Source organism: Nonomuraea sp. NPDC001636, assembly GCF_040298265.1.
Taxonomy (GTDB): domain Bacteria; phylum Actinomycetota; class Actinomycetes; order Streptosporangiales; family Streptosporangiaceae; genus Nonomuraea.
The window spans coordinates 21,760-36,655 of sequence record NZ_JBEOZT010000046.1 but is presented as its reverse complement, the minus strand read 5'-3'; the positions used below and the strand labels follow the sequence as shown (position 1 = coordinate 36,655).

10 protein-coding genes are annotated in these 14,896 nt (G+C 60.7%); 5 read left to right on the top strand and 5 right to left on the bottom strand.

Annotated features, from left to right (window positions below; genetic code table 11):
- Positions 1 to 435 precede the first annotated feature (435 nt).
- Genes ABT158_RS47410 through ABT158_RS47400 form a run of 3 tightly spaced genes read left to right on the top strand, consistent with a single transcriptional unit; the run spans position 436 to position 6,437 of the window.
- Positions 436 to 1,629: a sigma-70 family RNA polymerase sigma factor gene (locus ABT158_RS47410; protein ID WP_352365429.1), complete on the top strand. Its 1,194-nt coding sequence runs from the start codon at positions 436 to 438 to the stop codon at positions 1,627 to 1,629.
- Entirely contained in the window at positions 1,616 to 4,654 is a 3,039-nt protein-coding gene (locus ABT158_RS47405; RefSeq protein WP_352365427.1) for a DEAD/DEAH box helicase, read from the top strand. Before ABT158_RS47410 ends, ABT158_RS47405 begins: the two co-directional genes overlap by 14 nt.
- A 16-nt stretch (positions 4,655 to 4,670) precedes the next feature.
- Positions 4,671 to 6,437: a DUF8724 domain-containing protein gene (locus ABT158_RS47400; RefSeq protein WP_352365425.1), complete on the top strand. Its 1,767-nt coding sequence runs from the start codon at positions 4,671 to 4,673 to the stop codon at positions 6,435 to 6,437.
- Between the two features lie 21 nt (positions 6,438 to 6,458).
- Here the strand turns inward: ABT158_RS47400 and ABT158_RS47395 are convergent, their stop codons facing one another.
- Together ABT158_RS47395 and ABT158_RS47390 are read right to left on the bottom strand one after the other, a co-directional pair.
- Positions 6,459 to 7,175, bottom strand: a complete 717-nt coding sequence (locus ABT158_RS47395; RefSeq protein ID WP_352365423.1) for an Eco29kI family restriction endonuclease — start codon at positions 7,173 to 7,175, stop codon at positions 6,459 to 6,461.
- Positions 7,176 to 7,277: 102 nt separating this feature from the next.
- Positions 7,278 to 7,892: an Eco29kI family restriction endonuclease gene (locus ABT158_RS47390; RefSeq protein WP_352365421.1), complete on the bottom strand. Its 615-nt coding sequence runs from the start codon at positions 7,890 to 7,892 to the stop codon at positions 7,278 to 7,280.
- A gap of 130 nt (positions 7,893 to 8,022) precedes the next feature.
- On the opposite strand from ABT158_RS47390, the gene ABT158_RS47385 reads away from it, so the two are divergent.
- Positions 8,023 to 9,306 (top strand): DNA cytosine methyltransferase, encoded by a 1,284-nt coding sequence (locus ABT158_RS47385; protein ID WP_352365419.1) that lies wholly within the window; start codon positions 8,023 to 8,025, stop codon positions 9,304 to 9,306.
- Positions 9,303 to 10,103 (top strand): very short patch repair endonuclease, encoded by an 801-nt coding sequence (locus ABT158_RS47380; RefSeq protein ID WP_352365417.1) that lies wholly within the window; start codon positions 9,303 to 9,305, stop codon positions 10,101 to 10,103. Before ABT158_RS47385 ends, ABT158_RS47380 begins: the two co-directional genes overlap by 4 nt.
- Before the next feature lie 31 nt (positions 10,104 to 10,134).
- Here ABT158_RS47380 and ABT158_RS47375 read toward each other — a convergent pair whose 3' ends face one another.
- From ABT158_RS47375 to ABT158_RS47365, 3 genes are read right to left on the bottom strand one after another with little or no spacing between them, the layout of a single operon-like run.
- On the bottom strand, positions 10,135 to 10,743 hold the full coding sequence (locus ABT158_RS47375) for a hypothetical protein (RefSeq protein ID WP_352365415.1): 609 nt from the start codon (positions 10,741 to 10,743) through the stop codon (positions 10,135 to 10,137).
- A gap of 2 nt (positions 10,744 to 10,745) precedes the next feature.
- A complete protein-coding gene (locus ABT158_RS47370; protein WP_352365413.1) occupies positions 10,746 to 12,419 on the bottom strand; it encodes a DEAD/DEAH box helicase family protein in 1,674 nt (557 codons plus the stop codon).
- Positions 12,416 to 14,842 carry an ATP-binding protein gene (locus ABT158_RS47365; RefSeq protein ID WP_352365411.1) on the bottom strand — a complete coding sequence of 809 codons (2,427 nt, stop codon included), beginning with the start codon at positions 14,840 to 14,842 and terminating at the stop codon, positions 12,416 to 12,418. The genes ABT158_RS47370 and ABT158_RS47365 overlap by 4 nt, the downstream gene beginning before the upstream one ends.
- Positions 14,843 to 14,896: the final 54 nt, after the last annotated feature.

The following is a 14,896-nucleotide window of genomic DNA, read 5'->3' as shown; positions in this document are numbered from 1 at the left end:
GCTAAGTCCAATAGCTGTGGCCCTTGGGCGGTCTCGTGCCCTAGCCACTGCGGGCACCGGACTCTGCTTCACACCGACAGTCCGAAGCGCCAGAGATCACGAATGAACATCCAGTAGTCGAGCGAGCGTGGTTACAAAGGGGCTAAGGCGTTCTCGACATCTAAGCCTTCCCGGGGGGCCGATACTGCCTGGTATGGCGGCCAGCTGGAATCTCCTTTGCTTGCGCTGGAGCCTAGCAACTGAATTTCGAGCCGTCAACGAAACGTACAAAGAGGATGTTGTTGTCCTCTTATTAGCATCAATATACTTTCCCGCGCATTCCTGGCTCTGGCTTGACTCCCCCTTTCCTCGCGAATAGCGTGCATGCCTATCAGGACAGGGGTGCATCGCTGCTCGGCTGGATCGAATGGCCGTGCGGGTTGAGAGGAGCCTCAGATGAAGGTCAACGAGCGGGTCGAGCGTGCTTGCCGTGCCTTGCTGGAGGATGTTGAACGCCTTGGCCCTCTATCGCGAGGTCATGTTGTTGAGGTGGCCAGCCGGCGAGACCTGAGCGCTGAGGAAACAGCCCTTCTTCTGGAGCTGTTGCTAAGCGCCGAGGCTCTCGATCGATCGACCCATCTCGTCGCTGAATTGTCCCCCGTTGCTTCTGAGGCTCCGCACGTGCTTGCAGGAGCACCCAATGCTGACGAGACATCGGATATTAAGATTCGGCATGAGATGCCGGGTAAGCTCGGTAAGCATCCGATCATGCGCGCCCACCAAGAAGTCGAGCTCGGACGGCGAATTCAGATGGGGCTCAAGGCTAAGGAGGCCGTCCAGCGTGGTGAGGATTCTGCCGAACTCAGGGCATTAGCTAAGGACGGTGATGTCGCCCGGCAGGTGATGATCGTTAACAACTGCAGGCTTGTATACGACGTGGCCAAGCGCTTTATATCCCAGTCTGGCGATCTGGAACTCGATGACCTTGTACAAGAGGGAATGCGCGGGTTGAATCGTGCGGCGGAGAAGTACGACCCAAGCCTAGGCTACAAGTTCTCCACCTACGCGACGTGGTGGATTAGGCAATCTATCTCACGCGCTATCGCTGACACGGGCACAACGGTACGGCTGCCCGTGCATGTCTGGGAGCAGTGGCGGCAGATCGTCCGCTACCGCGGGGACTTCGAAACCCGAAACGGCCGACTGCCGAGTCTGGTCGAGGTCTCGGAGGCGTTGGGAAAAGATCCGGGCACTGTTAAGGCGATCACCGACTTCGCGTCGCCTCTCGTGCACCTCGACGCAGTGGTGGCCGAAGATCCGGATGGTGCCACTCTCGGTTCGCTCCTTCTGCATCAGCTGGGGCCGTCGGTGGAGCATGAAGTCCTTGACGCAGTGGTATTACGAGCGATCGAAACCCGAGTCGAGGAGATCGCCGCGAACTACGATCGACGATTCATACGGATCCTCGAAGGACGCGCTGGTCTTCATGGTAATGAGCAGATGACTTTGGAGCAGCTCGGCGCGGAGTTCGAGATCACCAGAGAGCGCGTCCGTCAGCTCGAAAAGCGAGTGCTGACGATCATCCGGGAGGACCCCATTCTCACCACCCTCGTCCGTGATTATTTGGAGGACTGCCATGGAGCCGCATGAGGCTGCGGAACGATTCGTCGCCTGGTTGGACGGCCGGGTGACCGCCGAGGGCCGCGGTGATGAGAGGGGCGACCTCGACGCAAACCCAGTCGGCGTCTTCTGGCTTGGCCGCCTTGCTCCCGAAAGCGAAGCTGCCAAGTCAGTAAGGCGTGAGCGCCGAATGGACCCATGCGCGATCGGAATGCGCCTAAGGCCTGAGACAGACGGCATGTGGTCGTTTAGCGCCACTATCAAGGCGGTTGCGTGGAACCAGGTGGCGGAGGATAAGTGGCACAAGACCGATGCGATTCTAGTTAGGGTTCCCGTTCATGTGAGAGCCGGCGATGAGTCCCGAGCCTTCGGAGGCGATGCCATCGCGGATGCTTTCGCGAGTGTCGGGGCACCTGGTCTGGCCGCTCAGCTTCGGGTGACCGATGAGTCGTCATGGCGAGGGGCACCGGAACTTGTCATTGAACTCGTCAACGTCACACCGGAAGACGTACGCAAGCGAGGCGAGCGTCACCTCTTCGAGGTAGAACTAGAGATCACTGGCCTACGCACCATGCCATTCGTACTCGAGTCCCTGCCCGACAGCTTCCGGTACGACCGCGACATGCCAGCTATCGGTATCAACTGCGGTGTCGTCCGGCATCCGGACGGCAGACTCGTGACTACGGACACTGTCGTGGTCGATCGGAAACGCCCGGAGTACAACTTCGACGCCACAGATCCCGACGTTCTCGATCTCACTTTCAACGGCTTAGCGTCCGATCCAGTCAGCCGAATCGGCAAGCTGATCCGAGCGTACCGAGAATGGGGCGAAAGACATTGGTCTGAGGCGCAGCTCCTTGAGCGTGCCCGGAATGATCGATGGCAGCCAGAGATGATGGAGGAGGCGAAGCGAGCCGCAGTCGACTACCGTGAAGAATTAGATCGGCTTGACCGCGGGTTGGCCGCGCTCAAACGCGATCAGCGGCTTCAGCAGGCATTCTCGCTGATGAACATTGCTATGGCCATGGCCTCGCGGGGCAAGTACGACCGATGGCGACCGTTCCAGGTGGGCTTCGTGGTGTCGGTCTTGACTAGCTTCGCGACGGAGAACGGCGACTGGAACCACGTCGAGACTGTCTGGTTCACGACCGGTGGCGGCAAGACCGAGACATATTTGGCGCTGCTGGTCCTCGCCGCATTCTATGACCGCTTGCGTGGCAAGAGGACAGGTATCACCGCATGGAGCCGGTTCCCACTCCGGATGCTCTCGCTCCAGCAGACCCAGCGGTTCGCCGACGCGCTGGGAGCTGCTGAACTGGTTCGCCGTGATCACAAGATCCCTGGGGCGCCAATCTCGCTTGGTTACTTCGTAGGGGCGAACGCCACCCCAAACGAGATACCTCTGGTACCGACGGATATCAACCCCATCGACGTCGAGAAGGAGGACTGGTCGCGATACCTTGTGCTGACGTCGTGTCCGTTCTGTGGTTGGAAGGATGTCTACACCACGCTCTACCGCGGCAACTGGACTCTCCGGCACCTCTGTCAGAACGGTGATTGCCCCAGCAAGGGAGAACCGCTTCCGTTCTATGTCGTCGACCAGGAGATATACCGCTTCCTGCCGACGGTGGTCATTGGAACATTGGACAAGGCCTCCCTTATTGCCATGCAGGCCAACATGCGAGGGTTCTTCAACGGCCCTGCTGGAAAATGTAAGCAGCCGATGCACGGTTATACCTATGCACGACGCAGCACCCGCCCCAGCGGATGCCTAGTCCCTGGCTGCAAAGCGGAAGTAGAGCCGATCAGCGACGCTGATCGCATCCGCTTTGCTCCGTCGTTCCGACTTCAGGACGAATTGCACCTACTCCGTGACTCCTTGGGGGCGGTAGATTCCCATTATGAATCACTCATGGACTCGCTCCAGGAACAACTCGCCGGCACGCGGCCGAAGATCATCGCTTCCTCAGCGACGCTCACTGGGTATGACCGCCAAGTCGACGTCTTGTACCAGCGACCAGGACGAGTGTTCCCGGTACCAGGTCCGTCGGCACGCGAGTCGTTTTGGAGCCGGGAAACCGACCGACTGCTTCGCAGGTTCGTCGCCGTATGGCCCCGTGGGGTGACGCTTGAGTGGGTGAACGACCGTACTTTGACAATCCTTCAGCAATCCGTGCGGCGCCTGCGGACGCAGCCGGACCAGGTATGCGCCGAGGTTGGAGTCAGCCCGGGATTCAAGGATTTCCTGCTGGACCTTTACGGAACAAACGTGATCTACGGCAACACTGTGCGAGATGTCGAGGCCGCGCTGCGTTCAACTGGTACTCAGGTGCCAGTTACTCCGCTGAACGTGGTGTCGCTCACCGGGCAGACGAAGTTCGACGAGGTTCGGGAGGCACTCGAAAGGCTAGAGGATCCCGCAGTTGATTTCGATCAACGAATCCATGTGGTGACGGCGTCCTCGATGATGTCGCACGGCGTCGACGTCGATCGGCTGAACGTCATGACCGTCCTAGGCGTGCCGCTCACCACGGCCGAGTTCATCCAGGCGACAGCACGCGTCGGCCGTGCTCATCCCGGACTGATCTACGTCGTTCACAAGATTGGAAGGGAACGTGACGCCACCGTGTTCTCACATTTCGCGCCCTTCGTACGCCAAGGCGACCGCTTCGTTGAGCCGATCCCGGTCACCCGATCGAGTAGGCGAGTCCTGGAACTAACGACACCCGCAGCTATCGAATCGCGTCGTCTCTTCGTTCATGAGCCGAAATCGCCGGGAAAGCGGCTGACTACCATCGATCTGCTCCGTAAGTATTTCGCCATGGCAGACGTTGGAGCTGAGCAGGAAGCGCGGGCCTGTGCCGCAGCTCTCGGCATTGACGAATCCAAGCACCTGGCTTTTGAGGACATCAAGGACTACCTCGAGGCCTATTTCGATCGACTAGTAGATAGTGGATTCGGCGCGAAATTTCCCAATGAGCTTTTCGATCGCGATCGTAAGCCTATGCTCTCGCTCCGCGATGTCGAAGCTCAGATCCCCATCAGCGATGAGTAACGCGCAGAGGCATAGTATGAGAGACCAGCGTAGCGGAACACAGATCCTCTATGGGTTCTTGCCTGAGCAGACAGGTGACCTGCGTGGTGGTGTCTGGAAGTCAGTCGAGTGGAAGAACCCGATCACCATCGACATCGAGGACCGTCTCATCCGTCAGCGCCTCGTTGAGGAGATGGAAGGCTGGGTAGCTGGTGGGCTCGACCCGAGCGCGGTCAAATCACTACGCTCGGGGACACCTATCGAGGTCGTTAGTGTCAACCGATATCAAGGGGTCCGCGTCGAACGCTTCCCCGAAGTTTGGGTGTGCCGGGAGTGCCGACGTGTCCAGACCGGAAAGCCCAAGAGATGCAGTGCCGGCCACGACAACTGGCAGCAGTTGCACTTCGTGGGATACCACGAGTGCGGCCGTCTGGAGGCTCCGCACATACCGCGGTGCCCCAATCACCATGAGGTTCGGATGCGGCATCAGTCCAGCATCGAGGCTTCCCGCATCGTCTTCGATTGTCCTGAGTGTCAGCGGATTCTTCAGCGCGGGCTCGGTAATCGTCTGTGTCCCTGCGGCAGACAGTACTCGGATCGCCGCAGCGCTAAGCTCCTAACCTACAACGTGCACCGTGCCGCCAGCGTGTACGCTCCGCAAACCTTTGTCCTCATTAATCCTGCTAACAGGGAGCAGATGCGGAGGATAACTGCTGGTGGTGGGCAGCGACGGGCGCTCGCCTGGGTACTCGGTGGCTTTGAAGGAACGCCAGACGTCCAGCGCGCCACCGGCTCATCTTTTGTAGAGGAGATGCTGGCCAAGGGCTTCCCACGTGAACTCGCGGAAAAGCTGGCCGCTACGGCCAAAGAGGCTGGTCAACTCGCAGATGAGGACGACCTCGGGTACCTAGCTGACGCCGCTGGCCCAATGATCGACGCAGCTGAACGGGACGCAGTTGACATCGCTCTCGCGACGAGTGAGTCTCGGATCAGAATCCCGGAGCTCATCACTGAAAATATCACTAGCGAGGCGCGAACTGTCTACGAGAGAGATTATCCGGCCGCTGTGCTCCGCGCCGGATCCTCTAACGTTGATCTTGTCGACCGGTTTCCAGTACTTAAGGCGGTCTATGGATTCACTCGCGGCGGGCTGAACCCCGGTGACGCCAGGCTGAGCCGCTTCCATGGAAAGGGCAACAGCTATCGGGTCTACGCTGATCTACAACAGGCTGAAGCTCTGATGGTCCAGCTCGACCCTATGCGGATCTATGAGTGGTTGGTTCATAGAGGGCACCGTCTTCCCCTGGCTACAAACGAGCGAGACGCGCGTGCGGCCATCGCGGCTCGAGTGGACATCCCAAACCGGTTCACCGAGCCTGGGCAGAGCCAGGCCCTCGGTGAAGATCTCTTAACGCTCACTCACTCATACGCTCACCGGGCCATTCGCCAACTAGCAGTCTTCGCCGGCGTCGATCGCGAAGGGCTTGGCGAGTACCTTGTACCCCGGCACTGCACCTTCTTCATCTTCGCCGCTACCCGTGGTGACTTCGTACTTGGCGGACTCCAGGCCGTCTTTGAAAACGATTTAGATAAATTCCTTAACACGCTAGTCGCAGCCGAGTCTCGTTGTGCTCTCGACCCCGCTTGCGGCCGCAATGGGGGTGCCTGCCATGCGTGCTTGCACCTCGGAGAGCCAACATGCGGTTATTTCAATCGATATCTCGACAGGAGGCTCCTTTTTGGACCTCATGGCTACTTGGCTGCCATGCGACTCCCTGGAGCCTCGCCTCGGGATGACGTGTAGCCGCCTCTCTTGAGTTGGGTGTCAATCGATGGAGAACAGGGTGGTGGGCTCTTGGGGCCCATCGGTTAGGAGAGACTCGGGTACAGGTTGGTGCCTAGTGATCGCCGCGATGGCAAGGCGGACGCGGTCTTCGTGTACGTCCTGCGGCTGGGGGTGAGGCGCTAGCTTCTTGGCCCAGCTGCGGCCGGGATGGAGGGTATCCCAGGGAGAGCGGGCTTGGTCGTAGCGGCCCTTGCCAGGGTCATTGTTTCCAAATCCATCCAGCACCTTGTTCCAGACGGGCGTATATCGCTGAAGAAGCCCATACTCGCCGAGAGGGATCCATATGTCACGTACACGCAGATAGCGAACGCGAAAATCGCTGGCCTTGAGTGTGCTCTGAGCGGCTTCGATCGAACGCAGGTGCTTGCCGATTCTAAGGTGCAAGGTCTTGTCCTTGGCGCCCTGCACGTTGCCGTGACGACTCCCACTTGCTGCGGCCTTGCCGACGTAGATGGGTATGGCTCCTGGACCTACGTCCAAGCTGTCGGGTCCTGCTTGCCGCCGGCAGACTTCCGCGAGCGGCGCATAGAGATCGAAATCCCCCACGTAGTACAAGGCGTAGAGGCCGGGCCCGAAGAAGGTTGGAGGAGGCAGTCGATGGACAGGTTGACGCTCAAGCGCGTCCGCGACTCCTCGGGCGAGATTCTCCTCGTCAAGGGGGTTGTAGGGTTCGTTGCCTCTGTAAACGCTCGCCATGATCCAAGGCTATGTTGTTCGCGATCATGGCGGACATAACGATCTGGGTCATCATGTGGATCACGATCGGAGAGCTTGTCGAGTGCTCTCTATGCACTGCGTTCACCGCCAAGGAACATCCCCAAGCTGGGCGATCCGGGTGCTGATGTGCCTCCGCGCTTCTTCGATCAGCTTGTCGCGGTCGTGGGTGCTGTCGCCATAGGAGCGGTTGCGACCCTGATGCACGGTGTCCCATTTGCTTCGGGCGCTCTGCCGTGTCGACGATCCTTGTTCGTTACTGCCGAAGCCGCGCAGGATCGCGTTCCATACGGGCTGGTAGTTGACGCGCAGGCCATTCTCGCCAAGATCGGCGTGGACGTCGGGCATGCGCAGGAGGCGTACGGCGAACTCCGTTAGGCGGAGCCCCCCGCCCTCGATGGAGCGCGCATGCCCCCGGACTCGGGACCAGAGTGGGGTCCTGCCACTGATCGCGACACCCGTCGCGCTGTTGTGTGATAACGACTGCCCGACGTAGACCGGGATGTCGTGCGGGACGAGTGGTGCGTAAAGGGACTCGGCCTCACTTGCGTAGTAGATCGCGTAGAGGCCCGAGCCATCGAACCGCGGGGTCTCCGGCACCAAGGGGATCAACGGCTGAGCCTCGAGCTCTCGGCAGATGACAGAGGTGATGTTCCTGGTGTCTAGCGGATCGTAGAACTGGGGGGCGTAGTCCGGCACTCGTGACAGGCTACTGGCGAAATCGGGTCAGGTGGGCTGCTCTAGCGGTCGTTCTCCCATGGGTCTTCGAACAAGTCGAACAATCTTTCCGGAAAGAGCTTGAAGATCAATAACTCCGCGGTATGCTTTCATGGTGCTTGAACAGGGAGAAGGGCAAGTCCGGGATCGTTCCGCCGTAGAGCTGTTCGCCGGCGGGGGTGGACTGGCCATGGCGGTCCACCGTGCTGGCTTCCGGCCACTGCTGTTCAATGAGTTCGCCAAGCGAGCCTGTGAGACCTTGGCGTCTAATGGAGCTGAGCGGGTGCCGGAGGGAGGGGTGCCTTGGATCCCCGAGCCTGGCGAGGCGTGGCCACTGATCGAAGGTGACGTTCGCGGGGTTGATTTTGAGTACCTCGCCGGCAGGGTTGATGTGCTCGCGGGAGGTCCTCCCTGCCAGCCGTTCAGCTTGGGGGGAGTGGCCAAGGGGGATGAGGATGAGCGGAACATGTTCCCGCAGATGTTCCGCGCCATTCGTGAGATGAGGCCCCGGGCGGTTATCTGCGAGAACGTCCGTGGGCTTCTCCGCCCCTCCTTTAAGCCCTACTTCGAGTACATCCTTCGCGAGATGGAGCTCCCCTTCGAGGAGCGTCTTGAGAATGTGACCTGGCAGGAGCATGATGCTGTGCTTCGTGAGCGCATTATGGAGGCGGGAGACGCATCCCGGCGCTATCAGGTAATCGTGACTCCTGTAAACGCTGCCGACTACGGCGTGCCTCAGATCAGGCAACGTATCATCATTGTCGCCTTTCGTGCTGACCTTGGTGTTGATATCGAGAGATTCAAAAGGCTCACCGAGCCGACGTTCTCAGAGGCAGCACTAATTCGTTCCATGATGGAGGGCGATTATTGGGATCGTCACAACGTGCCTGAGCAGGTCAAGAAGCGCGTACTGGAGCGGCTGCCGAACGTGCTTCCGGTGGCTGATGGTAAACGTCCTTGGCGTACGCTTAGAGACGCGATTGCGGGTATCGAAGGTATTGAGGGTTGCGAGAAGCCGCTTCCGCCCGTTCCTGCCGAGTGGCTTGATAGGCAAGAGCACTATCTGGGGGGCTTCAGAGACCATATTGGCTGGCCCGACGCGCGGATCTATCCTGGACACACGCCTAACGAGCTGGATCGCCCCGCGAAGACGGTCAAGGCGGGCGTCCATGGGGTCCCCGGGGGTGAGTCGGTCATGATGCTCGATGATGGTACACATCGTTATATGACCGTCCGGGAGACTGCTCGGGTCATGACCTTTCCTGATGACTGGAAGCTTCAGGGGCCGCGCGGAGAGAAGATGCGGCAGCTCGGCAACGCTGTGCCGGTTTTGCTTGGGGAGGTCTTCGCTGAGGCGGTAGCCGACGCGTTGGACGAGGCTGAGCGCAGGTCATGACCGAAGAGGTCTCCAGTTCGGGTCGGTGGAAGAACAAACTGCCCCCCGAGCGGGCATGGAGAGGGCGCAAGGGCCGCAGCCGAGAGGCGGCCGCAGTGGAGCAGGATCGGGCTGCTGGCGGCCGGCATCGTCGAATGGTCGCCCTCGGCGACGGACGTTATGCGTGTGCATCCATCTACCTGAAGCTTCTTCCGAAGACTCGACGTATCCGCGCTTATCTCCGCTGGTCGGATCGGGGGCGTTCTCCAGCGCGGTATGTCGGCGAGGTTGACCACGAGACGCGAGAGGAGAATCTCGCCCAAGGGTGGCGGATGGCAATGGAACGGGGTCTTCTCGTTGAGACACCACCTCCTCCAGAAGAGCAGGCCCAGGAGCCCGCTTCATGGGCTTCCACCCCCGCTGTCCGCGCCGTAATGCGCGGGAACCGGAGTCGTGACACTCGTCCGGAACTCGCACTCCGCTCGGCAGTGCATGCTCTTGGCCTCAGGTATCGAGTTGGTATTCGCCCACTTCCCGTAGTAAGGAGGACTGCTGATCTTGTGTTCACACGAGACAAGGTCGCGGTATTCCTCGATGGCTGCTACTGGCACGGCTGTGATAAGCACTACCGGCCAGCACGCAAGAACTCGGAGTTTTGGACGGCCAAGATAGCGGCAAACCAGAGTAGAGACCGTGAGACCGATCGCCTTCTACAGGAAGCTGGCTGGGACAGCGTCCGCGTGTGGGAGCATGAGCGCCCTGACGTTGCCGCCGCTCAGATCGCCGAGCTGTTGGAGCGAAAGCGCCCTAGGACATGACAGAGAGAGGCTTTCATCTCGTTGCGCTGGATTAGGGCGAACCTGGCTGGACCCTCCACATTCTGAGGACGGTGTGCCGAACTTCGAGACTAGCCACGCGTCCGAGGAGAACGTGCCGCCGCTTCTCACCGGGGTCAAGTTCCTGCCCTTGGGGGCTGGCGATCACCAAGATCGGTTGGGGTTCCGTCCCATCGACGACGGCGTTGATGCCGGCCCACACTAGATCCCGAAGCGTCTTCGGCGGTCCCCATATCATGAGGCGTTTGTCCTGGCCGCTCAGGATATGGCAGCGAAGAGGCTTCTCACGGATTGAGTTCTCGACAGCCGACCATTCCGCGCCCATAACCTGCTTGGATATCTGGTCCGGGCTGGGAAGTCTGATGCTGACGAGATTGGAGAGGTTGCCGATGCCGCTACGGGCTCGGGCGTACTCCTTCATGGGTACGTCCTTCAGCCAATAACGGATCTTGTCGCGGTGCAGGTAGCGCGATAGCTCACCGCCGATCTTCGGTTCGTCCAGCCATCGGTTGTACTGGCTGGTGCGCTGCCGGTCAGTCATGCCGTCCCAGTCGAGCTCGGCGGCCTGCCGGTACACCTCGATGATGACGGAGCGGCGTAGGTCTTCGGGAAGCTGGCTCATGGTCAGTTGAACGCCTCAGGGTGGGGGAACTGGAGACGGGCTTCGTCGAGGGCGGTCTCCAAACTGGCCGCGTCCTTGATCCATTCTCGCATGAGGCTTTCGGCTCGTTGGTCGCTGAACTCGAATGTAGTGCCGTGTTCGGCCAGCCGGAGGGTTTCGATCTCGTCGGCGGCTATGCGCTGGCTCATGTTCAAGATCGCAGCAACGCGGCGGATGTCGCTGACGAAGTCGAGAACTTCGACGTATTTCTTGCCGGGCCGGAGACGGAGGCCACGACCAAGCTGCTGGACAAAGATTCGGCGACTGTGCGTGACGCGTGCGAAGCACAAGATGTTGACATCGGGGATGTCGACGCCCTCGTTGAGAATGTCCACAGCCGTGATAATCGGAACATCGCCGTTGCGGAAGCGCATGAGACGCAGCTGACGCTCGCGTCGGTCCAGGCGTGCGTGGACGGCTTCCGCGCCCTTCCACTGGGGAACGTGGTTCAGCATCTCGGCCAGGCGTTCAGCGTGCTCGATAGTCCGGCAGAAGACGACGGCTCGCGGGTCCGGTGTTTGGCCCCATACATTGATTAGGCGGTCGCGGATAGCCTCATCCCGCTCGGGCAGGAACAGCTTGGCATTGAGATCCTTGATCGTGTAGCTGTGCTCACTAGCATCCTCCACGAAGTCCCAGTCGATGTTGTCCGCGTAGAGCCGGTAGTGGACCTCGGCGAGGTAACCGAGGTTCATGCCGTCCTCGATGCCGAGGCAGAAGCTCGGCTCGCCGAACGCCTCGCGGATGTCAAACCGGTCGCCTCTCCAAGGGGTGGCAGTCACACCGAACTGTTGGCTTGCCGAGAGGATTTCAAGGAGTTCGGATAGCTGCCCGTCCTCTCCGACGTGGTGGGCTTCGTCGATCATGACGAGTTCGGGGCGGTATCCCTTCTTGGCGAAGTTGAGCGCACTCGCGACGGTCGCGCAGGTCACGCCGCGAAGATCGTCGGGTTTGGTGTCGCCGGTCAGGAGCTGCGTCCGGACGATCTTCGGCAACTGTGCCCACAGCGCACGTTCGAGTTGTTCGACGAGGTCCTTGGTGGGTGCGACCACGAGGATCTTGGCGTTCGGCGCGCGGTGCAGGTGCCTAGCGATGACCTCACCACCGACCACGGTCTTGCCGAGGCCCGTCGCGAGGATCAAGAGGGCTCGCCCAGAGCTGTCGAGGTCCTCAACGACGTTCTCGAAAGCCTTGATTTGGTACGGACGCAGTATCCGGGCTGGTAGTCGCGGGGTGCTGTATCGGTCGTCGCCGTAGAGATCGAGGAGTTCCTTGCCGGACCATAGCTCGACGCGGATGCCTACAGCCGCGAGTTCGTCCCGCCGCTTTCGCGTCTGCGGGCCGTAGTGGGCATTCGTCACGACGACCGCGTGGTCGGCTGCGTAGAAGGCTTTGGCGTTGATGACCTCGTCGATGGCGGAGGCCGGCACAGTGCCGCTGTCCTTCCACTTGGCCTGGAACACCCATCGTTGCCCGCCGCGAATGGCCAGCAGGTCGCCACCCTGGTCGTATGATCCATCGATGTTGATCACATCGATGAAGCCGAGGTGCCAGGCGAGCCTCTCCACCTGTCGGGTGAATCCAGCTGGGCCAAGCGCTCGGAGGAACGCCGGGTCCACGAAGGCGGCGTTCATCATTCCCCCATCCGAACGATGATGTCGTCGAGCGTGTCGATCGCGAGTCTCGTCATCGCGAGCTCTCGTCGGCTCTTGAAGCTGTGATCTGACAGAAATCCGCCGATCGTCTCCAGAAGGCGTGCTACGTGTCCGACTTGCCTATCGCGCGCTTCAGCGGCGGTCCAGCTGGCCCATGCCGAGGCGAACACTTTGCCGTCCATGAACGCCGCTGGAGCACTCCGGATCAGTGCTGCAATGCCTTCGTAGCTTAGGTACGCGCTGAACCGCCCGTCCTGAGTGGCGGCAAGCCAGTCGAGGCGGGGATCCACGCGCGCCGCCTCGCTCTCAGCCTGTAGCTTGCTCTCGTTCGGTAGCCGTCCCCACATGTCCGCAGCGGCCGGGCCGATCACTGGCCCTGCCAGATCACGGATTCTGCGCAGGCATGATTCGGCTCGGTCTCGGAGCGCAGAACTGGTGGTGCGTTGATCGGGGAACTGCCGAGTCACCTCGGCGGCTATGACGGTGAACTTGGTGTCTGTGTCACGGGCAAGGGCGCGAAGGACCTGCGCGACTTCCATGATCGCGTAGTCACGAGGGTCTCGTCCGAACTCGCGGAAGATTTCGTGGTCCCCGAAAACGTAAACTTCCAGGTTTACGCCCGAGGTGACCCGTGCGATAGCGGGCATTGGATCACCACTGGCGTCGGTCACTGGCACGGTGGTCTCGTAGACAGACACGTGGCGCTTGCCCATGCCGAGCGCGATGATCTCGCCATCGAGATCGTGTAGACGTCGGCCGTGCTGTCGGTACCGAGCGTAGCGTTCGTCCTCTGTCTCGGCTGGCGGGTCGGGCTCAGGCGAGACCGGAGGCTGCGTTTCCTCGCCATCGGTTGGTGGCTCAGCGGGAGGTAGCGGGTCCAGGCCAGTACGTCCTGAGAGGTCATCGTCACCAGACTGAGGAGGTGAATGTTCTCCACTGGTGGTCTCCCTGTTCTTCGCTTCTTCGTGCGCGAGGACGGCTTGATACCACTTGTCGTCTGGCTGATACTCGGGCAGGCCCCGGTGGAACTGATTACCCCAATCGTGAGCCAGTTTGTGGGTCGCGCTGTTCCCGTTGCCGGGGATCAGGCAGCGGACCCCGGGGTCGTTCTCCTGGAAGGCTTTGAAGAGGATCGCAAGAGGGGAGTCGTTCTCCTGGAATCCGCGCTCCTTGGCCTTCTTCGGGCGCATCGGACCTTCTCCGCGCAAGTAGCGGACCGTCTCATGCCAGTCGCGCGAGGAGCGGTCGAAGTCGGTCTTCTGATAGTTCACTGGCACGTGATCGACGTGAATCTCGCCGACCAGGCGGCCCTGGTTATTAGGGATCTCGATGGGATACTCGGTCAGGGTCTCGCCACTGTCGAGATCGACCCATGTGAACAGTGACTTGTCGCCGGAGAGGATCTTGCGGCCGTGGCGGAGGAAGTCGATGCCGTAGTCGGACTCGTCCAAGTAGCGCTGGACCCCGAGCCAGCCGTGCATTTTGCGCTGGCGGAGCTCAAGCCGATCACTTCCGCACTCAACGCACTTGGCGACGTCGAAGTGATGGTGCCAGTACCCGCAGTCCATACAGGCGTATGCGTCGGTTAGCTTGCGGTTGATCTCTCGAACCGCGCTGATGTCCGTGCCGTGGCGCTTGACCGAGCGGGAGGCGGACCAGACACAAGGGATGTGTGGTCGCACCCGCTTGCCGTTGATATACAGGCTGATCCCTAGGCCGGCTAGGGTGCCGTCGTCAGGAAGCTCGGGCACCGGGCTTCGATCACGCAACAAGTAGGAGTAGACGCGGCCCAGCTGCTGGTGAACTGTTGTGACAGTCTTCGGTCTCTTGAGGGCCTCGAACATGTTCGACTTGAGCTCGCTGACGGTGATCATGGTTCCGTGGAGACCGGGATCGTCCTTCGCCTCTCGGCGCAGGGGCACATGGAAGGACTCCCTATGCTGCAGGCTTCTGAGGTCGATCTCTACGGCAAGCCAGAACATGTCACCGGCGCGGGTCGTCCGGACGGTGGTTTTATTCCCAAGCCGGGCTGTGGCGATGTTGAAGCCCATCCCGAAGAGCCCGAGGCTTCCGTAGCGCGAATTCCCCGAGAAGCCCGCGCGCAACGCGTTCTCCAGCGTCGATTTGCTCATGCCGCGGCCGTTATCGAAGACGCACACCTGAGCGTCCTCTGGCGCACTGGTGGCCTTCGGCAAGGTGATATGTATTGTCGGCGGCTCGGCAGGATCCCTGTCGGGGTCGGAGTGGAACTCGTCGAAGGAGTTGTCGACCAACTCGGCGAGGCACTGCCACGGCTGATAGGGGATGTCACCCAAGACCTCGAGCAGACGCGGTGACGGGGTTAGATCTAGCTCGTCGGATCGGTCCTCGACTTCGGGCCCCTCGTCGTGCTGACCGATGGTCAAGATATCCTCCAGGTGCTCGCTGGTGTGCTCACGGCGTCCGTGTGTCAAGTGAAC

Coding starts and splice junctions, on each gene's coding strand:
- ABT158_RS47375 (WP_352365415.1), bottom strand. CDS start 10,743: ATGAGCCAGCTTCCCGAAGACCTACGCCGCTCCGTCATCATCGAGGTG.
- ABT158_RS47385 (WP_352365419.1), top strand. CDS start 8,023: ATGGTGCTTGAACAGGGAGAAGGGCAAGTCCGGGATCGTTCCGCCGTA.
- ABT158_RS47400 (WP_352365425.1), top strand. CDS start 4,671: ATGAGAGACCAGCGTAGCGGAACACAGATCCTCTATGGGTTCTTGCCT.
- ABT158_RS47380 (WP_352365417.1), top strand. CDS start 9,303: ATGACCGAAGAGGTCTCCAGTTCGGGTCGGTGGAAGAACAAACTGCCC.
- ABT158_RS47395 (WP_352365423.1), bottom strand. CDS start 7,175: ATGGCGAGCGTTTACAGAGGCAACGAACCCTACAACCCCCTTGACGAG.
- ABT158_RS47405 (WP_352365427.1), top strand. CDS start 1,616: ATGGAGCCGCATGAGGCTGCGGAACGATTCGTCGCCTGGTTGGACGGC.
- ABT158_RS47410 (WP_352365429.1), top strand. CDS start 436: ATGAAGGTCAACGAGCGGGTCGAGCGTGCTTGCCGTGCCTTGCTGGAG.
- ABT158_RS47370 (WP_352365413.1), bottom strand. CDS start 12,419: ATGATGAACGCCGCCTTCGTGGACCCGGCGTTCCTCCGAGCGCTTGGC.